This is a genomic window from Agromyces hippuratus, assembly GCF_013410355.1.
Classification (GTDB): Bacteria; Actinomycetota; Actinomycetes; order Actinomycetales; family Microbacteriaceae; genus Agromyces; species Agromyces hippuratus.
Map to the genome: position 1 here is coordinate 3,074,913 of NZ_JACCFI010000001.1, position 25,056 is coordinate 3,099,968.

Consider the following 25,056-nt stretch of genomic DNA (forward strand, 5'->3'; position numbering starts at 1 on the left):
TCGCCGCCAGTGGTCGGTGGCACGCGGTCGTGCCGGGAATCGGGAGTCAAGGATGACGCAACGCGCACGTGCTCGCAGCTGGTTCGCCCTCGTGGTCGCAGGGGGGCTCGCGGCATCCGTGCTCACCGTGATCCCGGGCCTCGCCGCCACGGCGGACGAGGCGCGCACCTTCGCCCTCGTCGGCTCGCTGCAGAGCGAGCTCGGATGCGCGGCCGACTGGGCGCCCGACTGCGCCGAGACCGAGCTGACCGCCACCGGCACTCCCGGCGTCTTCGCGGCCGACTTCACGATCCCCGCGGGCAGCTGGGAGTACAAGGTCGCCGTGAACGACAGCTGGGACGAGGCGTACGGGCTGAACGGCGGGGGAGACAACATCCCGCTGACCGTCGCCGGCGACACCGCGGTGCGCGTCGTCTTCGACGACAACCTCAAGAAGGTCGGGCTCGAGGCGACCGAGGCGACGCTGCGCGGTGCCTACGAGGAGGCATCCGACGCCGGGCTCGTGGCCGACCCCGTGCGCCAGCCCGGCAGCGACGAGGTGTTCTACTTCGTCATGACCGACCGCTTCGCCAACGGCGACCCCGCGAACGACCAGGGCGGCCTCGAGGGCGACCGCATGGCGACGGGCTACGACCCCACCGACAAGGGCTTCTACAACGGCGGCGACCTCGCGGGCCTGCGGGCGCAGCTCGACTACATCGACGGGCTCGGCACGACCGCGATCTGGCTCACTCCGAGCTTCAAGAACCGCCCCGTGCAGGGCGAGGGCTCGAATGCGAGCGCCGGATACCACGGCTACTGGATCACCGACTTCACCCAGATCGACCCGCACCTCGGCACGAACGCCGAGCTCGAGGCACTCATCGCCGAGGCCCACGACAAGGGCATCAAGGTCTACTTCGACATCATCACGAACCACACGGCCGACGTCATCGACTACGAGGAGCAGCAGTACTCCTACGTCGACCAGGCCACGAGCCCCTACCTCGACGCCGACGGCGCCGCGTTCGAACCCGCCGACTTCGCGGACGCCGACACCGGTGCCGACTTCCCGGCGCTCGATGCCGCGACGAGCTTCCCGTACACGCCGAGCCTCACGGCCGACGACACCGAACTCAAGGTGCCGGCCTGGCTCAACGACCCCACGCTCTACCACAACCGCGGCGACTCGACGTGGGAGGGGGAGTCGGTCACCTACGGCGACTTCTCGGGCCTCGACGACCTCATGACCGAGCACCCGACCGTCGTGAACGGGTTCGTCGACGTCTACCAGCAGTGGATCGACCTCGGCATCGACGGCTTCCGCATCGACACCGCCAAGCACGTGAACTTCGAGTTCTGGGAGCAGTGGTCGACCGAGGTGCTCGACTACGCGCACGGCCTTGGCAAGCAGGACTTCTTCATGTTCGGCGAGGTCTACGACGCCGACCCGCAGAAGCTCTCGCCGTACGTGCGGAAGACCGACATGAACTCCGTGCTCGACTTCACCTTCCAGTCGCAGGCCGTGAGCTTCGCGGCGGGCAACTCGGCCAAGAACCTGCAGTCGCTCTTCGCCGGCGACGACTACTACACGACCCCCGACTCGTCGGCGACGGCGCTGCCGACCTTCCTCGGCAACCACGACATGGGCCGTGTGGGCTACTTCCTGAACTCGACGGATGCCCCGTTGCAGCGTGACGAACTCGCGCACGAGCTGCTCTTCCTCACGCGCGGTCAGCCCGTCGTCTACTACGGCGACGAGCAGGGCTTCGCAGGCACCGGCGGCGACAAGGACGCCCGGCAGACGCTCTTCGCGAGCCAGGTGGCCGAGTATCAGAACCAGCCGCTCGTCACGGGCGAGACGGCCGGCAGCGTCGACCGCTACGCGACGGATGCCCCGCTCTACGAGCACATCTCCGAGCTCGCCGCGCTCCGCTCGGCCCACCCGGCCCTCGCGACCGGCGCGCAGATCGAGCGCTACGTCGACAACGGAGCAGGCATCTACGCCTTCAGCCGGGTCGACCGCACCGAGCAGGTCGAGTACCTCGTGGCCGCGAACAACGGGGCGGCCGCGAAGACGGTCGACGTCTCGACGCTCACGAAGGGCGGCGAGTTCTCGGTGCTCTCGGGCGGCCTTCGACAGGCTCAGGCAGCAGAGGCCGTCACCGCGAACGCCGACGGCATCGCCTCGATCACCGTGCCGCCGCTCGGTGCGGTCGTCTGGAAGGCCGACCGTCCGGTGAGCGCGCCTGACGCGGCATCCGCCATCTCGGTGTCGACGCCGGTCGCCGGCGCCGGTGTCTCCGGCATCACCCCCGTCGTCGCCGACGTCGACGACGCCACCTGGCAGGAGACGAGCTTCGCGTGGCGGGTCGCCGGTGCCACCGGCGACGATGCGTGGCACGCGCTCGGCACCGCTGAAGACACGAGCCCCCGCGTCTTCCACGACACGGCGGGCCTCGCGCAGGGCACCCTGCTCGAGTACCGCGCGATCTCGACGGATGCCGCCGGCAACCGCGCCGCCGCCTCGACGTATGCGAGCGTCGGCAACGCCGTGAACCTCGTCGAGGAGGAGGAGCCCGAGCAGCCGATCGACCTCGTGACGGTGCCCGGTTCGCACAACTCCGAGATGGGCTGCGCGGGCGACTGGGCTCCCGGCTGCGAGGCGGCGAAGCTCACGCTCCGCGCCGACGGCATCTACGCCGGCACCTTCGACGTGGCGGCCGGCGACTACGAGTACAAGGTCGCGATCAACGGCAGCTGGGACCTGAACTACGGTGCGAACGGCGAGCCCAACGGCGGCAACGTCACCTACTCGCACCCGGGCGGGCCGATCACGTTCTTCTGGAACCCCGGCACGAAGGTGGTCTCGTCGACCGCCGAGGGCCCCGTCGTGACGCTGCCCGGCAGCTTCCAGTCCGAGGTCGGATGCTCCGACGACTGGCAGCCCGACTGCCTCGCCTCGCTCATGCAGGACGGCGACAAGGACGGCGTCCTGACCTTCGCGACCGACGAGATCCCCGACGGCGCCTACGAGACGAAGGTCGCCCACGGCCGCAGCTGGGACGAGAACTACGGCGTCGGCGGCGCGCCGGGCGGGGCGAATTACCAGTTCACCGCCACCACGGGCAAGCTCGTCGAGTTCCGATACACGCTCGCCACGCACGTGCTCGAGATCGTCGTCACCGACCCGCCGCTCGCCGGCACCGGTGAGACGCGCGCGCACTGGGTCGGCGAGGACACGCTCGCGTGGCCCGCGGAACTCCTCGGCGGCGCCGAGGCAGCGGATGCCTCGTGGACCCTCGAGCACTCGGGCGACGCCGCGCTGGCCGTCGAGGGCGGCGTCGTCACCGGCGGCGGCGACCCGATCGAGCTCGAACTCGACCCCGACGGGCTCTCCGACGAGCAGCTCGCGACGTTCCCGGCACTCGAGGGCTACCTCGCCCTGCGCCCGGTCGGGCTCGACCGCGGCGAGGTGCAGGGGCTCCTCACCGAGCAGCTCGCGGTCGCGCAGCGTTCGCTCCCTGAGCCTCTCCAAGGGTCGACGGGCTCGACGAACGACGAGCTGACCGCCTTCACCGGCGTGCAGCTGCCCGGCGTGCTCGACGCGCTCTACGGCGAGGCCGTGGCATCCGTCTCGCTCGGCGTCGACTGGCAGGGCGGCGAACCGACGCTGGCCCTCTGGGCGCCGACGGCGCAGTCGGTCGCGCTCGAGGTCTTCCCGACCGGCGAGAGCGGCGAGCCCGTCGCGACCCCCGCCGTCTTCGACGACGAGACCGGCGTCTGGTCGGTCGAGGGTGCCGACGGTGCCGACGGCGGGCCGCTCGCGGCCGGCGACGAGTACCGCTGGTCGGTCGAGGTCTACGCGCCGAGCACCGGCGGGATCGAGACGAACTCGGTGACCGACCCGTACTCGGTCGCGCTCACGGCGAACTCGGTGCGCTCGGTCGTCGTCGACCTCGACGACGAGTCGCTCCGCCCCGAGCAGTGGGAGGAGACGGCGGCGCCCGTCGTCGATCGCGCGGTCGACCGTGCGATCTACGAACTGCACGTGCGCGACTTCTCGATCGGCGACGAGACCGTGCCGGCTGAGGAGCGCGGCACCTACCGCGCCTTCACGCGGGACTCGGCCGGCACCGCCCAGCTGGAGCAGCTCGCCGACGCCGGCATCAACACGGTGCACCTGCTGCCGACGTTCGACATCGCCACGATCGAGGAGAACCGGGCCGCTCAGGCGACGCCCGACTGCGACCTCGCGTCGTTCGGTCCGGCATCGCCCGAGCAGCAGGCGTGCATCGATGCGGTGCGCGATCTCGACGGCTTCAACTGGGGGTACGACCCGTTCCACTTCCAGGCGCCCGAGGGCTCGTACGCCGTCGACCCCGACGGCGGTGCCCGGGTCTCCGAGTTCCGCGAGATGGTCGGCGCGCTGCACGCCACGGGCCTCGCGGTCGTGCTCGACGAGGTCTACAACCACACCGCCGAGGCGGGCCAGGGCGGCAAGTCGGTGCTCGACAAGATCGTGCCCGGCTACTACCAGCGCCTGAACGCGGCCGGAAACGTCGAGACCTCGACGTGCTGCCAGAACGTGGCGACCGAGCACGACGTGGCGCAGAAGCTCATGGTCGACTCCGTCGTGCTGTGGGCGAGGGAGTACAAGGTCGACGGCTTCCGCTTCGACCTCATGGGTCACCACTCGAAGGCCAACATGCTGGCGGTGCGTGCAGCCCTCGACGAGCTCACGCTCGAGGAGGACGGCGTCGACGGCAAGGCGGTCTACCTCTACGGCGAGGGCTGGAACTTCGGCGAGGTCGCGAACAACGCCCTGTTCGAGCAGGCCACGCAGGGCCAGCTCGGCGGCACGGGCATCGGCACCTTCAACGACCGGCTGCGCGACGCCGTGCACGGCGGCAGCCCGGTCGACGGCGCATCGACGTTCCAGCAGGGCTTCGGCACCGGGCTCGGCACCGACCCCAACGGCCGGCCGGGCACGCCGTCGCAGGCCGACCAGCTCACCGACCTCGGCCACCAGACCGACCTGGTGAAGCTCGGCCTCGCGGGCAACCTCCGCGGCTACGAGCTGACGGATGCCTCGGGGCAGCTCGTGCGCGGCGACGCGCTCGACTACCGGGGTGCGCCGGCCGGATACGCCGATCAGCCCGACGAGGTCATCAACTACGTCGACGCCCATGACAACGAGACGCTCTACGACCTCTCGGTGTTCAAGCTGCCGACCGACACGACGATGGCCGACCGGGTGCGCATGAACACGCTCGAACTCGCGACCGTGACGCTGTCGCAGTCGCCCTCGTTCTGGCACGCCGGCACCGAGCTGCTGCGCTCGAAGTCGCTCGACCGCAACAGCTACAACTCGGGCGACTGGTTCAACCGCATCGACTGGACCGGCCAGGAGTCGACCTTCGGGTCGGGCCTCCCGGGTGAGGCCGACAACGGCGGCAAGTGGGAGGCCATGGCGCCGCTCCTCGCCGACCCGGCGCTCAAGCCGGGCGCTGCGGACATCGCTGCGGCCGAGGCATCCGCCCTCGACCTGCTGCGCGTGCGTTCGACGGTCGACCTGCTGCAGCTCGGTTCGGCCGAGCTCATCGATGAGAAGGTGTCGTTCCCGAACAGCGGGCCCGACGCGACCCCCGGCGTGATCGCGATGCAGATCGACGACCTCGTGGGCGACGACGTCGACCCCGAGCTCGACGGTGCGCTCGTCGTCTTCAACGCCTCGCCCGAGCCGGTCACCGAGACGGTCGCCGGGCTGGCCGGTCGCGAGTTCGCGCTCGCCGAGGCGCAGGCCAACGGTGCCGACGCCGTCGTGAAGACCACCACGTGGGATGCCGCGACGGGCTCGGTCACCGTTCCGGCGCGCAGCGTCGCCGTGCTCGTCGACGAGCAGCCGCCGCCGGCGGTGACGACCGTCACGGTCGCCGCGCCGACCAAGCTGTTCGCGAAGGCCGGGTCGGCGGTGAAGCTGCGGGGCACGGTGTTCGCCCTCGACGGCAGTGCGGCGGTCGGCACCGTGCGCGTGTACGACGGCGGCACGCTCATCGCCGAGGCCGACCTCGCCGCGAGCGACGAGGGGCGCATCGACGTCAAGCTGCCGAAGCTGCCGCGAGGCCTGCACCTCGTGCGGGCGGTGTTCGACGGCGGCGAGGGCTACGCGGACTCGCAGTCGTTCACGGTGCCGCTCATCCTCTGGTGATCGGTTCGGGCCGGGATCATTCCCCGGCCCGAACCGGCCGGAAGGCCGCACGCGCCGTCGCGGCGATGAGCGCGGCGACGGCGAGCAGCGCCAGTGCGAGCCACGGCAGCACCTCGACCCCTACCTCGTCGAGGGCGAGGCCGCCGAGGAAGGCACCGGCCGCGATCGCGCCGTTCCACGTCGCGACGACCATGGACTGCGCGACATCCGCCGCATCGCCCGCGATGCGCGCCGGTGCCGCCTGCAGCAGGGTCGGGGCGCTGCCGTAGGCGATGCCCCACACCGCGAGCGCCACGAAGACGACGACGGGCTGGCCCGCGAAGAGGCCGATGGCGATCATGGCGAGGCCGAGCAGGGCCGTCGCGACGAGCACCATCGAGCGCATCCAGCGGTCGACGAGGGCGCCGGCGCCGATCACGCCGATCACGGCCAGCACGCCGAAGACGAGCAGCGCCAGGTCGAGGTGCCGGTCGATGCCCGAGGCCACGGTGATCGGGGCGATGTAGGTGTACGCGATGTTGTGGGCGAGCACGAACAGGCCGGTCGTCGCGAGCACGGCGACGAGTCCCGGCATCCGCAGCACGGATGCCAGGCCGGGCCGCTGCCCGGAGCGCTCGCCCGGGAACGAGGGCAGTGCGGCTGCGGCCCAGATCGCGAGCCCGACTCCCACGACGGCGATGACGCCGAAGGCGGCCCGCCAGCCGATCGCGGCGCCGAGGGTCGTCGCGATCGGCAGGCCGAACGCGAAGGCGAGCGGGGTGCCGACCATGGCGATCGACAGGGCGCGGCCGGAGTGCTCGGGCTCGACGGTCCGCATGGCGTAGCCCGCCGCCATCGCCCAGAGCAGTCCGGCGAGCATGCCGCCGAACATGCGGGCGATGAGGATCACCGTGTAGGAGTCGGCGATCGCCGTGACGCCGTTGACGAGGGCGAACCCGATGACGAGCCCGACGAGCAGGGGCTTCCGCGGCAGGCTGCGGGTGACGGCGGTGAGCGGGATCGCGGTGATCGCGGTGGTGACCGCGTAGATCGCCACGAGCTGGCCGATCTGCGATTCGGACGCCCCGAGGTCGGCGCTCATCTGCGGCAGGAGCCCGGCCGGGAGGATCTCGGTGACGACCCCGGTGAACACGACGGCGGCGAGGGCGAGCAGCCCGTTGAGCGGCAGGCGCGTGCGCGGTCGGCGTGCGCGGTCCGGCGCGGCGAGTGATGGCGGGGTGGAACGGTCGGTGATCGGTGATGCCATGTCGACAGTGTCGAACCTTGACACTAGTGTGAAGGTCAAGTCGCGAGCCACGCGACGACACAGGAGGCGGCATGCGCATCGGCGAACTCTCGACGCGAACCGGCGTGGCGACGCGCCTGCTCCGCTACTACGAGGAGCAGGGGCTCGTGAGCTCGACGCGCGAGCACAACGGCTACCGCGACTACGCCGACGCGGCGATCGAACGGGTGAACCAGGTGCGCGGCCTCATCGAGGCGGGCATCCCGACCGCGGTGATCCGCGACATGCTGCCGTGCCTCGCGAACACCTCGCTCGTCGAGGCGCCCGTCATCCAGCGAGAACTCGCCGAGACCCTCGCCGAGCGCCGCGCCCAACTCGATCAGCGCATCGGATGCCTCGCGAAGAACCGCGACGCGATCACGACCTACCTCGAGCGAGCGACCGTCACGGGGTGACGCCGGCGTCGTGACGACGCCACGGGTCGGGTGGGAGATCTCCCATCCGGCCCGCGGCGCTCGGTCGTTCGAGGCTCGCCGTGGATCAGACGGGGAACGGAAGGTCGACGCCGCACGTCTCGAAGCTGCTGACGATGTCAGCCCCGTGCGCGGCGAAGATCTCGTCGATGCCCTGGCCGTCGCCGGCCTTGTCCTCGTGCGGGTTGTTGCCGGCGACGACGCCATCCTGGCCATTCGCACCCTTCACATGGATGGTGAACGACATGGGCGCGCCGGTCGCCGCGTAGGCGTCGAGCACGCACTCCGCGTCGGCCTCGGGCAGGCCGGTCGTGAGTTCCTCGACGTGGACCGTGAACCAGGCCTGCGAGTTCGACGCCCCGGCATTGCCCTGCTCGGAGCGGTTCGGGTTGAAGCACTCGTGCGCGTAGGCCGCCGTGCCGGTGCCGAGCGCGACGGCCGCGGCAAGCGCGACGCCTGCGCCGATGTTGGTCAGAGTTCGCTTGAACATGTGATTCCTCCGGGTAAGTGAGGTGCGCAATTCGCATGCGCGCACAGACCCCACGGTCGCGCCCGGTTCGGCGCGAGGCATCCGTGCTCTCCCTGAATAGCGGAGTGGGGCTCATGTTTCCCTCCCCAGATGTGGGGGTCTGCCTACGGGGTCCGCTCCGCGTGCCGCCCGGCCGCGGCCTCGGCGAGCACCGCATGGCAGCGCACGATGCGCTCGAACCACCACTCGGTGCGCTCGGGCGACGCGGCGTACCGCTCGAGCAGGTCGAGGTGGGGCAGCACTCGACGCACGGGGATCGACCCGTCTTCGGGCAGCAACGGCGACCGCGTGACATCCGCTGCCAGGAGCGACGCGGTGCCGAGCCCGCAGTCGAATTCGAGCGCGGGCACGGATGCCGCGAGGTGCGCGCCCATCGACAGGCCGATGCTCGTGTCGAGGGCGCTCGACACCACGACGGGCAGGCCCGTGCGGCCGATGAGCTCGAGCGCGCGGTGGATGCCGCCGAGCGGCGGCGCCTTGATCACGAGCAGGTCGGCGGCACCGGCCTCGGCGACCGCGAGCGGGTCGTCGGCGCGGCGCACGCTCTCGTCGGCGGCGATCGGCACCCCCATGTACTTCGTGCGGCGGCGGATCTCGGCGAGCTCCTCGACGCTCGCGCACGGCTGCTCGACGTACTCGAGGTCGAACGGCGCGAGCGCGTGGATCGCGTGCTCGGCCTCGTCGACGTTCCATCCGGCGTTGGCGTCGACCCGGATGCGGCCCTCGGGGCCGAGCGCCTCGCGCACGGCGCGCACACGGGCGACATCCTGTGCGAGCGTCTGGTCGGGGCTTCCGACCTTGACTTTCGCCGTACGGCATCCGGGGAAACGCGCGAGCACGGCGGCGACGCTGTCGGGGTCGACCGCCGGTACGGTCGCGTTCACCGGGATGCGGTCGCGGAACGCGGGCGGCGGGGCCGTCCAGCCGAAGTCGATCGCGGCCGCCAGCCAGGCGGATGCCTCGTCGTCGCCGTACTCGGCGAACGGGGAGAACTCGGTCCAGCCCTCGGGCCCTTCGAAGAGCAGCGCCTCGCGCACGTCGATGCCGCGGAACCGCGTCACGAGAGGGAGGGCCACGACTCTTGCGGTGGCGAGCAGTTCGTTCGGCTCGGGCAGCATGTGCCCAGTCTCGCACCCCGGGTCGCGAAGAGGGCGGCCTGTTAGGGTGAACGCCCACGAGGAGGTGTCGCATTGGCGGACAGCAGCACGTCTGCTCAGGGTGAACGCCCACGGGAGGTGCACATGGACGGACTGCAGCAGCTCGGCATCGACGGCGTCGAGATGCCCGAGGAGCCGGTCTCGAAGAACGTGCTCATCGGCGTCGGGGGAGTGCTGCTGGTGATCGCGGCGCTGATCCCGATCACCGCAGCGGTCATCACGGTCGTGTTCGTCGTCACGACGTACGTCACGTGGTTCTTCGAATCCGGCATGATCGGCTTCCTCGGCGGGGACTGAATCGACGCGACGCCCGCGGAATAGGCTTGGGGCATGAGCGCCGAGGTGTCTGAACTGTTCGATGCGAGCGAGTGGATCGAGGCGGCATCCGCGGTCGGATTCACCGACATCACGTACCACCACTCGAACGACGGCCGCATCGCGCGCATCGCGTTCGACCGGCCCGAGGTGCGCAACGCGTTCCGCCCGCACACGGTCGACGAGCTCTACCGCGCCCTCGAAGACGCGCGCACGAACCCGCGCATCGGCGTCGTGCTGCTGACCGGCAACGGGCCGAGCGCGAAGGACGGCGGCTGGGCGTTCTGCTCGGGCGGCGACCAGCGCATCCGCGGGCGCGACGGCTACCAGTACTCGGCCGACGAGACCGAGGTCGTGCGCGACCCCGCAGCGGCGGCCAGCACGGGGCGCCTGCACATCCTCGAGGTGCAGCGGCTCATCCGCTTCATGCCGAAGGTCGTCATCGCGGTCGTGCCCGGCTGGGCGGCCGGTGGCGGCCACTCGCTGCACGTCGTCTGCGACCTGACCATCGCGAGCCGCGAGCAGGGCCGGTTCAAGCAGACCGACGCCGATGTGGGCAGCTTCGACGCCGGCTACGGCTCGGCGTACTTCGCACGCCAGATCGGCCAGAAGTTCGCGCGCGAGGTGTTCTTCCTCGCCGAGGAGTACTCGGCCGAGCGGGCCTACGAGATGGGCGCGGTGAACCGGGTCGTGCCGCACGCGGAGCTCGAGCGCGAGGCCATCGCGATGGCCCGCACGATCCTCACGAAGTCGCCGACCGCGGTGCGCATGCTGAAGTTCGCGTTCAACGCGGTCGACGACGGCATGGTCGGCCAGCAGGTCTTCGCGGGCGAGGCCACGCGTCTCGCCTACGGCACCGACGAGGCCGTCGAGGGCCGCGACGCCTTCCTCGAGAAGCGCGACCCCGACTGGGGCCCGTACCCGTGGCACTACTGATGCGGCGGCGCCGTCGATGAAACCCCTCCGTCAGGTTTCGGCGGCCGACGTCGCGGGGCTGACCGAGGCGCTCCGCGAGGCACTCGCGGGCGGTGACGCCGTGTGGCCGGTCTCCGACGCGGCAGGTCTCGAGACGGGCGCGGGTCGCCCTCCTCGACCCACGGAAGTCGACGACGACATGGCGCTCGTCGTCGAGACGAGCGGGTCGACGGATGCCCCGAAGCGCGTGATGCTCTCGGCCGACGCGCTGATCGCGAGCGCCGATGCCACCGCCGATCGCCTCGACGGCCCGGGCCGGTGGCTGCTCGCCCTGCCCGGGCACTACGTGGCGGGTGCTCAGGTGCTCGTGCGGTCGATCCTCGCCGGCACCGCGCCCGTGCCGGTCGATGACGGGCCGTTCACGCCAGAGGGGTTCGCCGCGGCATCCGCTCGACTCAGTGCCGAGACCCCGCGCTACACCTCCCTGGTGCCGGTGCAACTGGCCCGGATCCTCGACCGGGCCGAGCGCGACGCATTCGTGGCCGCGGCGCTCAGCGGCTACGACGCGGTGCTCGTCGGAGGGCAGGCGCTCGCTCCGGAACTCGTCATCAGGGCCGACCGGCTCGGTGCGCGGGTCGTGCGCACCTACGGCTCGAGCGAGACCGCGGGCGGCTGCGTCTACGACGGTCGCCCGCTCGACGGCGTCGGCGTGCGCCTCGTCGACGGGCTCGTGGAGCTCTCGGGACCGATGCTCGCCGCGGGCTATCTCGGGGCCCCGGAGCGCACCGCCGCGACCTTCACGACCGACGCCCGCGGCACCCGCTGGTATCGCACGGGCGACCTCGGCGACCTGGCGCCCGACGGGCTCCTCAGCATTCGCGGCCGCGCCGACGACGTCATCATCTCGGGCGGCGTGAAGGTCGCACTCGGCGAGGTCGAACGCGCCATCCGCGGCGTTCCGGGGTTCGCCGAGGCCGTCGTGGTCGCGGTCGACGACGCCGACTGGGGTCAGCGGCCCGCGGTCGCGGTCGCGTCGCGTGAGATGACGCGAATCGACCTTCCTCGTGGGCGGAACGACGCTTCGCGTCACGTCGAGGGGGCGGACGTCGCGGCCCTCGCGACCGCGACGGATGCCGCGGGGCTCGCGCCCGCCGCCCGGCCCGTGCGGCTGCTGCGACTCGACGCACTGCCGCAGCTCGCCTCGGGCAAGCCCGACCGGCGGCAGCTCGCACGAATGCTCGCCGAATCGGCGGGGTCGGGGAACACCGAGGTTCCAGGCGGGCGCGCGAACTAGCATGTTCGTGTGGCCCGCCCGAAACCCCAACGCCTGAATCCCGCCGCCGACCTCACCGGGAAGTCCGGCACGCCGGCGCGCAGCGGCAACCCGGCCAAGGCCGCCCGAGGCGCGTCATCGCCGAAGGCGCCATCGCGCGATCGCGCCACGGCCGCCGACTGGGTCTCGGGCGCGAGACTGCGCACCCTGCCGCTCGCCATCGCACCGGTCGCCCTCGGCACGGGGGCGGGCGTCATCGCGATCGCCGACGGTCCGTGGCACCCCGCGCGGGCACTGCTGGCCCTCGTGGTCGCGCTCGCGCTGCAGATCGGCGTCAACTACGCCAACGACTACTCCGACGGCGTGCGCGGCACCGACGAGCACCGGGTGGGCCCGGCCCGCCTCACGGGCTCAGGCGTCGCCAAGCCCAAGCAGGTGCTCGCCGTCGCGCTGAGCTTCTTCGCCCTCGCGGCCCTCGCCGGCCTCGCGCTCACGATCGTGACGGGCCAGTGGTGGCTGCTCGCCGTCGGCGCGGTCGCGATCGTCGCCGCCTGGTTCTACACCGGCGGCAAGCGTCCCTACGGCTACTACGGCCTCGGCGAGCTCTTCGTCTTCGTCTTCTTCGGTCTCGTCGCGACCGCGGGTTCGGCGTTCGTGCAGGCGCTCAGCGTCAACCTCGAGGCCTGGCTCGGCGGCGTCGGAGTGGGCCTCATCGCCTGCGCGGTGCTCATGGCCAACAACCTGCGCGACGTGGCGCAAGACAAGGTCGCGGGCAAGCGCACCCTCGCCGTGCTCGTCGGCCCGCTCGCGGGACGCATCCTGTTCGCGGTCTTCATGCTCGTGCCGTTCGCGATCGCCGTGTTCTTCGCGCTGTTCTACCCGACGGCGTGGCTCGTCATGTTCGCGCTGCTCGCGGCGCTGCCCGCGTGCCTCATCGTGCTCACGGCGAAGACCCCTCGAGAGCTGATCATCGCGCTGCAGCTCGCGAGCCTCACGGCGCTCGTCTACGGCATCGGACTCGGTCTGGCGTTCGCGCTCTGATCAGCGAGCGCTCTGATCAGCGCTCGTCGGCGCCGCGTTCGATCGCGGCGTCTTCGGCCTCGGCGTCTTCGTGCACGACCGGCGTCTCGCGGTGGCGGGCGGCGTAGAGGTCGCTCGACATCGATTCGCGCGCCCGGCGCAGGAAGATGAGCGACGCGCTCAGCCCGAACAGTGCGGCGATCGCGGTCGAGACCCAGACGTTGACGCCCGCCATGAGGAGCACCGCGAGCGGAACGGCGAACAGCAGCACCCGCAGCGCGGTGTACCAGATCCAGACGGGCACGGATTTCACCCGATCAGTCTAGGTCGGCGCGGCTGAACGCACTCACAGCCGGGGAGGCGCCGAGCGCGCCTAGACTGGGGCCATGGTGCGGTTGTACGTGGTGCTCATCGTTGCCGCGGTGGTCTTTTCGATCTACGCCGTCGCTGACTGCGCCTTCTTCGACCGTTCACGGGTCCGCGGGCTGAGCCGCGGCTGGTGGATCGTCGTCATCATCTTCGTGCCGATCATCGGCGGGCTGCTCTGGTTCATCATCGGGCGGGGCCGGGCCGGGCGCTCATCGGGCGGCGGGCGCACTCGCACCGTCGCTCCCGACGACGACGCCGACTTCCTGCGCCGACTCGGCACCGAGGCCGAACAGGCCGAGCGCATCCGCCGCATGGAGCAGGAGCTCGCCGACCTCGACCGCGACGGCGCGTCCGGCGACGGCGGGCAGCCCGACGGTGCCGCGGGCACCGAGCGCAAGCGACCCGACACCCCCGAGACGCCGGGTGAGTCCGGTCCGTCCGGCCGCCCGAATGGCTGAATCCGACCGCCGAACCTCAGCGAGCCCCGCGAGCGACAGCGCGCTGGCGCTGCTCGCAGCGTTTGTGGGCGAGGGCGTCGTCGACCTCGTCGTGGCACCCGGCTCGCGGTCGCAGGCACTCGCGCTCGCCGCGGCCGAGCTCGAACGGGCCGGCGCCGTGCGCCTGCACGTGCGCATCGACGAGCGCGGCGCCGCGTTCCTCGCCCTCGGTCTCGCCGTCGAGTCGGGTCGGCCGGTGCCGATCATCACGACCTCGGGCACGGCGGTCGCGAACCTGCATCCCGCGGTGCTCGAGGCGCACCACTCCGGCGTGCCGCTGATCGTGCTCTCGGCCGACCGGCCGGCGGAGCTGCGCGGCATCCGCTCGAACCAGACGACCATGCAGCCGGGCATCTTCGCGGGGGCGGCGCGGCTCGAACGCGACGTCGTCGCTCCAGAGGGGGCGCCCGGTGAAGCGGATGCCGCGGCGCGCCTCGCCCGCGAGGCCGTCGCCGCCGCCCTCGGCCGTGATGCCGACGGGCGGCCCGTGCCGCATCCCGGCCCCGGCCCGGTGCATCTCAACCTGCAGCTGCGCGAGCCGCTGTCCGCGGCGATCCCGGCCGATTCGCCGCTGCTGTCGGCGGCAGCCGTCGCTGCCGCCGACCTGCCAGACGTGCCCGCACCGACCATCGGCGACGGGGCAGCGGCGCCCGCGCTGATCGCGCCCGGCCCGCGCACGATCGTCGTGGCCGGCGCCGGCGCCGGCCCCGGCGCCGAGGAGTTCGCCCGCGACGGCGGCTGGCCGCTCATCGCCGAGGTCTCGAGCGGCGCCCACTTCGGACCGAACCTCGTCGTCGCCTACCGCGAACTGCTGGGCGAGCCGGGCTTCGGCGACGAGATCGAGCGGGTCGTGGTCTTCGGCCACCCGACGCTCTCGAGGGAGGTGCCCGCGCTCGTGCAGCGCGACGGCGTCGAGACGATCGCCGTGGCGCCGTGGGGCATCGAGTGGTTCAACCCGGGGCGGCGCGTCGCCCGGTTCGAACGCGCCGTGCGCACCGAACCGCGCCCGCAGAGCGATGAGGAGCGTGCGTGGGTCGGCCGCTGGGTGCGGGCGAGCCGCATACTCGTCGACGCCGGGCTCCCGACGGCGCCGCTGCAGCGCGACGGCATCGACGAGACCGGCCACGTCTCCGACTTCGAGGCGCAGCGCGAGTACATGAAGGCCCAGCTCGCCGCGATGCGGGCGCCCGTCACCCGGCGCATGCTCGTCGACGCCGTCTGGTCGGCGACCTGGCCGCACGACCGGCTCCTCTTCGGCGCCTCGCGCCTCATCAGGGATGCCGACCGCGCGGTGCCCGGTCGCCGCATCCCCGTGCACGCCAACCGCGGGCTCGCGGGCATCGACGGCACCGTCGCGACGGCCGTCGGCATCGCGATCGCGACCCAATGCGCGCTTCCGGGCGAGGCGTCGGTGGCGACGTCGGGCGAGCCGTCGGGCGACGCGGATGCCGCGGCCGTCGCCGCGTCGACGGCGAACACGGCCAGGGGCGGCGTGACCCGCGCCCTCATCGGCGACCTCACCCTGCTGCACGACGTCGGGTCGATGCTGCTCGGCGAGGGCGAGCAGCGCCCGCGGGTGCAGCTCATCGTCGGCAACGACGGCGGCGGCACCATCTTCGATTCGCTCGAGGTCGCGGCATCCGCCCCTGCCGAGGCCTTCGACCGGGTGCAGTTCACGCCGCAGCACGTCGACCTCGCGGCCCTCGCCGCCGCCTACGGCTGGTCGTACACGCGGGCCGCCACGCGAGCCGAGCTGCATGACGCGCTCGGCACCCGGGTCGACGGGCCGTCGATCCTCGAGGTCCCGCTTCCGCGCTGACGCTTGCCGCGGCATCCGCTCGCTCGGCAGGATGGACGTATGAGCCGCGAGACGTACTGGACCGCCGACCCCGCCGACCTGCTGCGCGTCGGTGAGGGGTTCGAACTGTCGAAGACCGGCACCCGTGCGAACCCCGGGTTCGACGGCGACAAGGCCGCGGGGCAGGAGGCGCTCGCCGAGGGCGCCGAGATCCTCGCCGACCTGCAGGAGCAGCTCTTCGCGATGAGCCGCATGGGCGGCGACGAGCGGCGCATCCTGCTCGTGCTGCAGGCCATGGACACGGCGGGCAAGGGCGGCATCGTCAAGCACGTCATGGGCGCCGTCGACCCGCAGGGCGTGCAGCTCTCGGCGTTCAAGAAGCCCACGGACGAAGAGCTCGAGCACGACTTCCTCTGGCGCATCCACAAGCGCGCCCCCGGCGCCGGCATGATCGGCGTGTTCGACCGCTCGCACTACGAAGACGTGCTCATCGGCCGGGTGCGCTCGCTCGCCTCGCCCGAGGAGATCGAGCGCCGCTACGAGGCGATCAACGAGTTCGAGGCCGAGCTCGCCGCCACCGGCACCACGATCATCAAGGTCATGCTGCACATCTCGCGCGACGAGCAGAAGGCGCGGCTCACCGAGCGGCTCGCCCGCGCCGACAAGCACTGGAAGTTCAACCCCGGCGACGTCGACGAGCGACTGCGGTGGGACGACTACGCGGCGGCGTACCAGCTCGTCTTCGAGCGCACGGCGACGACGGATGCCCCGTGGTTCGTCGTGCCCGCCGACCGCAAGTGGTACGCGCGGCTGGCCGTGCAGCACCTGCTGATCGACGCGCTCGAGGCCATGCAGCTCGAGTGGCCGAAGGCCGACTACGACGTCGCCGAGCAGCAGGCGCGACTCGCCGCCAGCTGACAACGGTCGAGCTGGCGCCGGTCGGGTAGCGACGAAGGAGCGTATCGAGACCCTCTGCGGGTCGAGCCTGTCGAGACCGGCCTGTCGAAACCCTCTGCGGGTTGAGCTCGTCGAAACCCCCACCGGACGACATCACCCCTCCGTCGAACGGCTCAAACCGGGGAGATCGCCGTGGCGCCCCTCGATGAGCGCTCGCCGCTTCGCTCGGCTCCACCCCTGCACCTGCTTCTCACGCGCATACGCTTCGTGCATGTGCTTCCACTCCTCGACGTACACGAGCCTGATGGGAAGACGCGTGCTCGTGTAGGAGTGAACCGCACCGAGTTCGTGCTGTGCGAGTCGGTGGTCGAGGTTGCGAGTGCTTCCGACGTAGAAGCTCCCGTCGGCGCATTCCAGGATGTACATGTGCGGCATGTGCCGATGCTGGCAGGTGTGGGCTGCGCGGCTCGATGGCCGTCGTTTTCGGGGGCGCTGGTGGAGGCCCGACGGCTGTCGAGGCCGAGTGGGTGTTGCGGGGGTGGGGTTTCGACAGGCCTGTGTGTGGGTTGAGCTTGTCGAAACCGAGTTTGCCGGGTGAGGGTTTCGACGGGCTCAACCCGCAGGGGTTTCGACGGGCTCAACCCGCAGGGGTTTCGACGGGCTCAACCCGCAGCAGGAGCAGCTCAGCCGCCGAAGGCCTCGACGATCGGGCGGAACTTCATCACGGTCTCGGCGAGCTCGTCGGCGGGCACCGAGTCGTGCACGATGCCGCAACCGGCATATGCCGTGACGGTGCCGTCGGGGTCGACCTGCGCGCAGCGCAGTGCGATGGCCCACTCGCCGTCGCCGCCGCCGTCGATCCAGCCCACCGGGCCGGCGTAGCGGCCGCGGTCGAAGCCCTCGAGCTCCGCGATCGCGGGCAGCGCGATGCGGCGCGGGGTGCCGGCCACGGCGGCCGTCGGATGCACGGCGCGCACGAGGTCGAGTGAACTCGATCCGTCGCCGAGCGTGCCCTTGAGGTCGGTCGCGAGGTGCCACAGGTTCGGCAGTTGCAGGGTGAACGGCTCGGGGCTCGTGTCGAGTCGGGCGGTGTGCGGGGCGAGGCGCTTCACCGCGCTCTCGACGGCGAGGGCGTGCTCGGCGCGGTCCTTCTCCGAGGCCGCGAGGGCGAGCGCGCGCTCGCGGTCGGAGGCGTCGCCCGCGCCGCGCGAGGCGGTGCCGGCGAGCACGCGTGCCGAGACGGTGCCGTGGTCGACGCGCACGAGCGTCTCGGGGCTCGCGCCGATGAGCCCGTCTACGGCGAAGACCCAGGTGTCGGGGTAGTCCTCGGCGAGCCGGTTGATGGTCGCCCGCAGCCCGGCGTCCTCGTGCAGTTCGCCCACGAGCTGGCGCGCGAGCACGACCTTCTCGAGTTCGCCGGCGTCGATGCGGCGCACGGCCTCGGCGACGGCCGTCTCGTAGGCCTCGGGCGGCAGCGAGCCCGGCGTGAACGCCACACGCGGCACCTGTCGCTTCGGCGCGGGCTCGGGAAGCTCGACGTCGAGCTCGGCGGGGTCGGCGGAGCCGGAGGCATCCGTCTCGTCGACCGGGTCGAGCGAGATGCGCGTGACCCACGCGCGGCCGTCGCGCCGGCCCATGACGAGCTCGGGCACGATGAGCACGCTCGTCGCCTCGGACTCGTCGGCGAACGCGAAGGCGCCGAACGCCACGAGCCCCGTGCCCGGCAGGCCCACCCGGTCGTCGACCTCGGCGCGCGCGGCGAGCGAGGTCCACGCGGCGGCGGCGTCTTCGACCCGGGTCGGGCCGGTGGCCTCGATGCGCACGACCTCGCCGAGCCCCACGATGCCCTCGCCGCGGCGCATCCACACGAGCGGATGCCGCGGATCGGCGCGCGGGATCAGCGGCTCCGTCTCATCGACGGCCACGGTGCGAACGACGAGCCGAGCACTCGCGGCCTGCACCGCGTCATCCGTCTGACTCACCGCCCCAGCCTACGCCCGGCCGCGCGCCGTAGGATCGAGGCATGACCCGCGCAGATCTCGGCAAGCAGCCCGACCAGGTGTCGGCGATGTTCGATCGCGTCGCCGCGAGCTACGACCGCACCAACAACGTGCTCTCGGTGGGCAACGCCCCGCTCTGGCGCGTCGCCACGACCCGTGCCGTCGACCCGAAGCCGGGTCAGCGCATCCTCGACGTCGCGGCCGGCACGGGCACCTCGAGTGCGAGCCTCGCGAAGTCCGGGGCATCCGTCGTCGCCGCCGACTTCTCGCCCGGCATGATCGAGGTCGGCCGCAAGCGGCAGGCCGGCGTGCAGAACCTCGTGTTCGTCGAGGCCGACGCCACGCAGCTGCCGTTCGCCGACGACGAGTTCGACGCGGTCACGATCTCGTTCGGCCTGCGCAACGTCAACGAGCCGAAGAAGGCCCTCGCCGAGTTCTTCCGCGTCACCAAGCCGGGCGGTCGCCTCGTCATCTGCGAGTTCTCGACCCCGCCCGCACCGCTCGTGCGCACCGGCTACGGCGTCTACCAGCGCTACGTCATGCCGCCGCTCGTGAAGCTCTCGAGCTCGAACGACACGGCCTACGACTACCTCAACGAGTCGATCAACGCGTGGCCCGACCAGCGCACGCTCGCGGCGTGGATCCGAGAGGTCGGCTACACGGAGGTCGCGTGGCGCAACCTCACCCTCGGCGTCGTCGCCCTGCACCGCGCGACCAAGCCAGCTGCCGCCTGAGCCGTGCCGCTGCTGGTTGAGCCCGTCGAAACCTGAGTCCGCCCACCCACTCGTGGGGTTTCGGCGAGCTCAACCCGCAGAACGAGCTCCCGTTCGCACCCCGATAGGCTAGTGAGCGTGAAACCGAGTCACCCGGTCGCCCGTCGAGGCTCATCGCTCGCCGCCAATCTCGGCCTCAGCGAGCGCGTCTTCGCGACCTCGGCCGACAAGGCCATGGTGAAGGCGATCGACGCAGGGCTCGATCGCGTCGAAGCCGGCCTCCTCGAAGAGGTGCGGTTCGCCGACACCATCGCGGACGTCTCCACGCGCTACCTGCTCCAGGCGGGCGGCAAGCGCGTGCGCCCGATGCTGACGCTGCTCACCGCGCAGCTCGGCGCCGGGGTGACCGACGACGTCGTCACCGCGGCCGAGGCCATCGAGATCACGCACCTCGCGAGCCTCTACCACGACGACGTCATGGACGACGCCGACCGCCGCCGCGGCGTGCCCAGCGCGCAGGCGGTGTGGGGCAACTCCGTCGCCATCCTCACCGGCGACCTGCTCTTCGCCCGCGCCAGCCAGCTCATGGCCGGCCTCGGCGAGGGCGCGATCCGCATGCAGGCGCGCACCTTCGAGCGGCTCGTGCTCGGCCAGCTGCACGAGACCGTCGGCCCGCAGCCGGGCGACGACCCCATCGAGCACTACATCCAGGTGCTCGCCGACAAGACCGGGTCGCTCATCGCGGCGGCCGCGCAGTCGGGCATCATCTTCTCGGGCGCCGACCCGGGCTTCGAAGCCCCCATCATCGAGTTCGGCGAGAAGATCGGCGTGGCCTTCCAGCTCGTCGACGACGTCATCGACCTCTCGCCGCAGCCGGCCGAGACCGGCAAGGTGCCCGGCACCGACCTGCGCGCGGGCGTCGTGACGCTGCCGATGCTGCGGCTCGCCGAGCACGCCCGCAGCGACGCGGCATCCGCTGCCCTGCTCGAGCGCATCGAACGCGACGTGGTCATCGCCACCGGCCCGGCCGCTGCTGCCGACCCGATCGACACGAACACGATGGCCTCGCGCATCGTGCCCTCGAAGGAGACGATCGATGCGATCGTCGCCGAACTCCGGGAACACGAAGCTACGCGCGCTACGCTCGCTGAGGCCCACCGTTGGGCGCGCGAGGCGGTCGCCGCCCTCGCGCCGCTGCCAGAGGGCAGTGTGAAGAAGGCGCTCACACGATTCGCAGAGACGGTCGTCGAGCGCGAGAGCTGATGGAGAGACCACGCACGTGACGAGGAACAAGCTGAGACTGGCGATCGTCGGGGCAGGCCCCGCCGGCATCTACGCCGCAGACATCCTGCTGAAGGCCGAACGCAACTTCGACGTCTCGATCGACCTCTTCGATCACCTGCCCGCGCCCTACGGGCTCGTGCGCTACGGCGTCGCCCCCGACCACCCGCGCATCAAGGGCATCATCACCGCCCTTCGCGAGGTGCTCGACCGCGGCGACATCCGCATCTTCGGCAACGTGAAGTTCGGCGAGGACATCACGCTCGAAGACCTGAAGAAGCACTACAACGCCGTGATCTTCGCGACCGGCGCCGTGAAGGACGCCTCGCTGAACATCCCGGGCTCCGAGCTCGAGGGCTCCTACGGCGCGGCCGAGTTCGTCAGCTGGTTCGACGGGCACCCCGACTTCCCGCGCACGTGGCCGCTCGACGCGAAGGAGGTCGCGGTCATCGGCAACGGCAATGTCGCCCTCGACGTGGCGCGCATCCTCGCCAAGCACGTCGAAGACCTCATGTCGACCGAGATCCCCGCGAACGTCGCGGCCGGCCTCGCGGCATCGCCCGTCACCGACGTGCACGTGTTCGGCCGTCGCGGCCCGACCTCGGTGAAGTTCACGCCGCTCGAACTGCGCGAGCTCGGCGAGCTGCGCGACGTCGACATGATCCTGTACGACGAGGACTTCGACTACGACGACGCAGCCCGCGCGGCCGTCGCCGGCAACAAGCAGGTCTTCGTCATCGATAAGGTGCTGAACCAGTGGCGCCAGCGCGAGGTCGGCGAGGCGTCGCGCCGCCTGCACCTGCACTTCTTCGCGAAGCCGCTCGAGCTCGTCGACGACGGCGAGGGCCACGTCGGCGCCATCCGCTGGGAGCGCACCGCGCCCGACGGCGAGGGCGGCGTGGTCGGCACCGGCGAGATCCGCGAGCTGCCCGTGCAGGCCGTGTACCGCGCCGTCGGCTACTTCGGCTCGCAGCTGCCCGGCATCCCCTTCGACAAGAAGTTCGGCGTGATCCCGAACCACGAGGGCCAGGTGCTCATGCGCGACAAGGAGACCGGTGAGCCGCGCCAGATGTACGGCGTCTACGCGACCGGCTGGATCAAGCGCGGGCCCGTGGGCCTCATCGGGCACACCAAGTCCGACGCGATGGAGACCATCAAGCACCTCATCAACGACCTCGGCAACTGGTGGGACCCCGAGTCCCCGTCGGAGGAGTCGGTCATCGAGCTGCTCGAGTCGCGCGGCATCCGCTGGACCGACCTCGACGGCTGGCACCGACTCGACGAGCACGAGCAGGCGCTCGGTTCGGCCGAGGGCCGCGTGCGCGTGAAGGTCGTGCCCCGCGACGAGATGGTCGACATCTCGCGCGCCGAGGCGTAGGGGCTTCTGCGGGCCGAGCCTGCCCCTGTGGGTTGAGCCTGCCCCTGGGGGTTGAGCCTGCCCCTGGGGGTTGAGCCTGCCTCTGGGGGTTGAGCCTGCCCCTGTGGGTTGAGTCTGCCGAAACCCATCCGTGCGTCGTGCCACTACGCTGCTCACCATGCCCTTCGCGTGGTCGAGCCTCATCGTGACGGTCGTCGCGGTGCTGCTCGGCTTCGCGCTCGGCTGGTGGCCGCTCGCCGCCTGGACCGAGCGGTCGATGACGGGCGAACGGATGCCGCGGCGCACGTTGCGCCTCACCGCCGCGATCACCACGGCCGTCGTGTTCGGCGTGCTCGCCTGGCGCTTCGGCCTCTCGTGGACGCTGCCCGCACTGCTCGCCTTCGCCGCGTGCGCCACCGTGCTGTCGATCGTCGACCTCGCCGAGAAGCGCCTGCCGAACGCGGTCGTCTTCCCGGCGTTGGGTGCCGTGGCGGTGCTGCTCGTGCCGGCGACGTGGGCGACGGGCATATGGATGTCACTCGTCTGGGCCCTCGTGGGTTCTGCGGCCATGTTCGCCGTGTACTTCGTGCTGGCCCTCATCTCGCCGTCGTCGATGGGCATGGGCGACGTGAAGCTCGCGCTCGTGATCGGGCTGCTGCTCGGCTGGTTCGGGATGTCGGCTTGGCTCGTGGGGTTGCTCGCGGCGTTCGTGGTCGGGGGAGTGATCGCGATCGTCGCGCTCGTGCTGAAACGGGTGACGCTGCGCGGGTCGATCCCGTTCGGGCCGTCGATGCTCGTGGGGGCCCTCATCGCGGTGCTGCTGGTCGGGCCAGTGGGCTGAGTTCGGGTGTCTCAGTCGACGCCACCCGAAATGGGACTGGCGACGACGGGTTCCGGCAGGGTTCCCTGAATTGATCCGCGAATGATCCCGAACGGTCAGCATCGATCAGATCACCCACCGCCGACCGGACGAAGGACCCCCTACGGATGCCCGACACCTCCGAACTGCCGACCCGGCTGGACCGCTTCCGGTCGATGATGGCGACCGAGCGCTTCCGCTGGTGGTTGGTGTTCATCGTTCTCGTGATGATCGCGGCAGTGCGTGCAGCGACCCCGCACGAGCGCGACCACTTCTGGTCGGCACGAGCGGGAATCGAGAACCTGCAGGGAATGCCGCTGATCCGGCCGGACACCTGGTCGTGGTCGAAGGAAGGCGAGTGGGTTCCGAACTCCCCGTTGTGGAACATCGTGCTCGGCATCGGTTGGCAGGCGGGGGGATTCTGGGGGCTGTTCTGGGTCGGCTTCGTGTCGATCGCGGCGTTCTTCGCACTCGCGCTGCTGCTCGCGCGGCTCGCTGGAGCGCGTGCCTTTCCCACGCTCGTCGGCTTCGCGCCGGTGCTGATGTTCGGTTTCTCGGCGTTCACGCCCCGTGCCACGATGATCGTGCAGTCCCTCCTGTTCCTCGCGGTGCTCTTCGTGTGGTGGTGGGGCGGCAGGGCCGGTCGAACCGGCATGTTCACATCGATCGCGGTCGTCGGCGGGGCCGGCTTCGCGTTGTCACTGCTCGGGAACTGGCTTCACCTCTCGTTCATGCTCATGTCCGCGGCGATCGCGGTGATGTGGGCGATCGGCTGGTGGGCGAGCCCGGGCGTCCGCGGTACACGATGGCTCTCGCTGACTGCTGCGGGAACGACCGGGCTCCTGCTCGGGTGTGTTGCCTCCCCGTTCGGGATCCCGCTGACCCTCGAACGTGCGCGCGTCGTCGCTGAGGCCTGTCGTGGCCTGATCAGCGAATGGCAATCGATCGTCGATCTCCTGGGCGTTCAAGGTTTCCGCTTCGTTCCGTTCACCGTCGTCGTCGTCGTGCTGGCGATCGTCGCGCCGCTCTGGGTCATCCACGTCCTGCGCACGAGCGGTCGGTTCGACCCGAGAGTGCGGATCATCGTTCCTCTGGCCGCCATCGGCGTGCCGGCACTCGTGGCGGGGCTCGATACGCTGCGCTTCACGCTCGTGGGGATGCTGCTGCTGCTGCCCGTCTTCGCGGGGGCCGCGACGAGTCTCATCAACGCCCTGCATCGCCGTCAGGCGCGCGGAGTCGGTCTCCTTTCCCGCCCGAAGGCGATGGAGTACACGTCGGGTCGGTTCTGGACGGTGATCCTGACAGGGCTGATGATCCTGGTGACGCCACTGGTCGCGATCAATGTCGCCCAAGGGGCGACCACACCTGAGGCGAGCGTGATCAGCGCCCTCCCGCGCGAGTGTCGCCTGTGGGCCACCCATACGGTCGGCAGCTCCACGATCCTCCTTCGCCCCGACGTCAAGGTCTGGTTCGACGGCCGGGCGGATTTCTACGGACGCGATCATCTCATCGCGTACCTCACGACCTTGACGCCGGAGGGACAGCTGCCTGAGGGCACCGACTGCGTGGTGCTCTCATCGGAACCGATCGATCAGTGGCTCGCCAACTCACTCGATGAGCGACCGGGGTGGTCGCGGGTGGATTCAGAGGCGGGATACACGCTCTGGGTGCGTGAATGATCAGGCGCTGTCCCCGCTTCGCCTGATGCTTGTCCCCCACTTTGCACCTCGCGTGTACCCCATTTGACGGACGGAATGTACCCCCAAACTGGGGGACAGGCGGTCGGATGTTGCGAGGAATCAGGCGGATCCGTGACATCCGTTGCGTTGTTGCCGGGCACTCTCCCCCAAAGTGGGGCATAGGTCACCCGCAGAACGATGGATAGCTTCATTCCACCGCATGTACCCGCATGCGCGATGCACCACCCGTCCCGGGTGGTGCAGGTGTGTACCTGCTACCCGAAGGGGTCCCCCATGCTCAAGGCATACGCCGCGCTCCAGGCGCGACTCAACTCCGTCCGTTCCGAAGAAGAAGGCGCGACCGCGACCGAGTACGCGCTCGTGCTCGGACTCGTCGCGATCGCCCTCGTCGTCGCCGCGGTCGCGCTGACGCCCATCCTCGGCAGCTTCGTCGCTGACATCGGCAGCTGGATGGACGGCCAGAAAGTCGGCGAATAGCCGCTCGTCTT

21 protein-coding genes are annotated in these 25,056 nt (G+C 70.9%); 15 read left to right on the forward strand and 6 right to left on the reverse strand.

All coding sequences use genetic code 11. The features are described 5' to 3' along the window. Window positions 1-52 precede the first annotated feature (52 nt). Window positions 53-6,190 carry a pullulanase-type alpha-1,6-glucosidase gene (pulA, locus tag BJY17_RS14385; protein WP_179551962.1) on the forward strand — a complete coding sequence of 2,046 codons (6,138 nt, stop codon included), beginning with the start codon at window positions 53-55 and terminating at the stop codon, window positions 6,188-6,190. Window positions 6,191-6,206: 16 nt separating this feature from the next. On the opposite strand, the gene BJY17_RS14390 is transcribed toward pulA, so the two are convergent. Further along, complete coding sequence (locus BJY17_RS14390; RefSeq protein ID WP_179551963.1) at window positions 6,207-7,436, reverse strand: MFS transporter; 1,230 nt, start codon at window positions 7,434-7,436, stop codon at window positions 6,207-6,209. Window positions 7,437-7,507: 71 nt separating this feature from the next. Between BJY17_RS14390 and BJY17_RS14395 the strand changes: the two genes are divergently transcribed. Continuing rightward, the gene (locus BJY17_RS14395; RefSeq protein ID WP_179551964.1) at window positions 7,508-7,870 is read left to right on the forward strand and encodes a MerR family transcriptional regulator; all 363 of its coding nucleotides are present in this window, start codon (window positions 7,508-7,510) and stop codon (window positions 7,868-7,870) included. A gap of 85 nt (window positions 7,871-7,955) precedes the next feature. Here the strand turns inward: BJY17_RS14395 and BJY17_RS14400 are convergent, their stop codons facing one another. Continuing rightward, the gene (locus tag BJY17_RS14400; protein ID WP_179551965.1) at window positions 7,956-8,378 is read right to left on the reverse strand and encodes a hypothetical protein; all 423 of its coding nucleotides are present in this window, start codon (window positions 8,376-8,378) and stop codon (window positions 7,956-7,958) included. 143 nt (window positions 8,379-8,521) lie between these two features. Continuing rightward, on the reverse strand, window positions 8,522-9,535 hold the full coding sequence (locus BJY17_RS14405; RefSeq protein ID WP_179551966.1) for an o-succinylbenzoate synthase: 1,014 nt from the start codon (window positions 9,533-9,535) through the stop codon (window positions 8,522-8,524). A gap of 123 nt (window positions 9,536-9,658) precedes the next feature. On the opposite strand from BJY17_RS14405, the gene BJY17_RS14410 reads away from it, so the two are divergent. The 4 genes from BJY17_RS14410 to BJY17_RS14425 are packed head-to-tail and all read left to right on the forward strand — an operon-like array spanning window position 9,659 to window position 13,118. Next, window positions 9,659-9,871, forward strand: a complete 213-nt coding sequence (locus BJY17_RS14410; protein WP_179551967.1) for a hypothetical protein — start codon at window positions 9,659-9,661, stop codon at window positions 9,869-9,871. Window positions 9,872-9,904: 33 nt separating this feature from the next. Further along, window positions 9,905-10,825: a 1,4-dihydroxy-2-naphthoyl-CoA synthase gene (locus tag BJY17_RS14415; RefSeq protein WP_179551968.1), complete on the forward strand. Its 921-nt coding sequence runs from the start codon at window positions 9,905-9,907 to the stop codon at window positions 10,823-10,825. Window positions 10,826-10,841: 16 nt separating this feature from the next. Further along, the gene (locus BJY17_RS14420) at window positions 10,842-12,098 is read left to right on the forward strand and encodes an AMP-binding protein (protein ID WP_179551969.1); all 1,257 of its coding nucleotides are present in this window, start codon (window positions 10,842-10,844) and stop codon (window positions 12,096-12,098) included. Window positions 12,099-12,107: 9 nt separating this feature from the next. Continuing rightward, window positions 12,108-13,118 (forward strand): 1,4-dihydroxy-2-naphthoate polyprenyltransferase, encoded by a 1,011-nt coding sequence (locus tag BJY17_RS14425; protein WP_322789848.1) that lies wholly within the window; start codon window positions 12,108-12,110, stop codon window positions 13,116-13,118. A gap of 16 nt (window positions 13,119-13,134) precedes the next feature. On the opposite strand, the gene BJY17_RS14430 is transcribed toward BJY17_RS14425, so the two are convergent. After that, window positions 13,135-13,410 (reverse strand): DUF4229 domain-containing protein, encoded by a 276-nt coding sequence (locus BJY17_RS14430; RefSeq protein WP_179551970.1) that lies wholly within the window; start codon window positions 13,408-13,410, stop codon window positions 13,135-13,137. Window positions 13,411-13,483: 73 nt separating this feature from the next. Here BJY17_RS14430 and BJY17_RS14435 point away from each other — a divergent pair, with 73 nt between their 5' ends. From BJY17_RS14435 to BJY17_RS14445, 3 genes are read left to right on the forward strand one after another with little or no spacing between them, the layout of a single operon-like run. Continuing rightward, on the forward strand, window positions 13,484-13,924 hold the full coding sequence (locus tag BJY17_RS14435; protein ID WP_179551971.1) for a PLDc N-terminal domain-containing protein: 441 nt from the start codon (window positions 13,484-13,486) through the stop codon (window positions 13,922-13,924). Then, complete coding sequence (gene menD / locus BJY17_RS14440; protein ID WP_179551972.1) at window positions 13,917-15,782, forward strand: 2-succinyl-5-enolpyruvyl-6-hydroxy-3-cyclohexene-1-carboxylic-acid synthase; 1,866 nt, start codon at window positions 13,917-13,919, stop codon at window positions 15,780-15,782. Before BJY17_RS14435 ends, menD begins: the two co-directional genes overlap by 8 nt. A gap of 39 nt (window positions 15,783-15,821) precedes the next feature. Beyond that, entirely contained in the window at window positions 15,822-16,679 is an 858-nt protein-coding gene (locus BJY17_RS14445; protein WP_179551973.1) for a PPK2 family polyphosphate kinase, read from the forward strand. Between the two features lie 132 nt (window positions 16,680-16,811). Here the strand turns inward: BJY17_RS14445 and BJY17_RS14450 are convergent, their stop codons facing one another. After that, a complete protein-coding gene (locus BJY17_RS14450) occupies window positions 16,812-17,093 on the reverse strand; it encodes a GIY-YIG nuclease family protein (protein WP_179551974.1) in 282 nt (93 codons plus the stop codon). 248 nt (window positions 17,094-17,341) lie between these two features. Further along, window positions 17,342-18,640: an isochorismate synthase gene (locus BJY17_RS14455; protein ID WP_322789849.1), complete on the reverse strand. Its 1,299-nt coding sequence runs from the start codon at window positions 18,638-18,640 to the stop codon at window positions 17,342-17,344. A 41-nt stretch (window positions 18,641-18,681) separates the two neighbouring features. Here BJY17_RS14455 and BJY17_RS14460 point away from each other — a divergent pair, with 41 nt between their 5' ends. The 6 genes from BJY17_RS14460 (at window position 18,682) to BJY17_RS14485 (ending at window position 25,045) form a co-directional block, all read left to right on the forward strand. Beyond that, a complete protein-coding gene (locus BJY17_RS14460) occupies window positions 18,682-19,392 on the forward strand; it encodes a class I SAM-dependent methyltransferase (protein ID WP_179551975.1) in 711 nt (236 codons plus the stop codon). A gap of 117 nt (window positions 19,393-19,509) precedes the next feature. Further along, window positions 19,510-20,634, forward strand: coding sequence for a polyprenyl synthetase family protein (locus tag BJY17_RS14465; RefSeq protein ID WP_322789850.1), 1,125 nt, complete (start codon window positions 19,510-19,512; stop codon window positions 20,632-20,634). A gap of 16 nt (window positions 20,635-20,650) precedes the next feature. Continuing rightward, on the forward strand, window positions 20,651-22,030 hold the full coding sequence (locus tag BJY17_RS14470; protein ID WP_179551976.1) for an FAD-dependent oxidoreductase: 1,380 nt from the start codon (window positions 20,651-20,653) through the stop codon (window positions 22,028-22,030). A 157-nt stretch (window positions 22,031-22,187) separates the two neighbouring features. Continuing rightward, window positions 22,188-22,850 (forward strand): prepilin peptidase, encoded by a 663-nt coding sequence (locus BJY17_RS14475; protein WP_179551977.1) that lies wholly within the window; start codon window positions 22,188-22,190, stop codon window positions 22,848-22,850. Between the two features lie 146 nt (window positions 22,851-22,996). Continuing rightward, window positions 22,997-24,547, forward strand: a complete 1,551-nt coding sequence (locus BJY17_RS14480) for a hypothetical protein (RefSeq protein ID WP_179551978.1) — start codon at window positions 22,997-22,999, stop codon at window positions 24,545-24,547. Window positions 24,548-24,841: 294 nt separating this feature from the next. Further along, window positions 24,842-25,045: a Flp family type IVb pilin gene (locus tag BJY17_RS14485; RefSeq protein WP_179551979.1), complete on the forward strand. Its 204-nt coding sequence runs from the start codon at window positions 24,842-24,844 to the stop codon at window positions 25,043-25,045. Window positions 25,046-25,056: the final 11 nt, after the last annotated feature.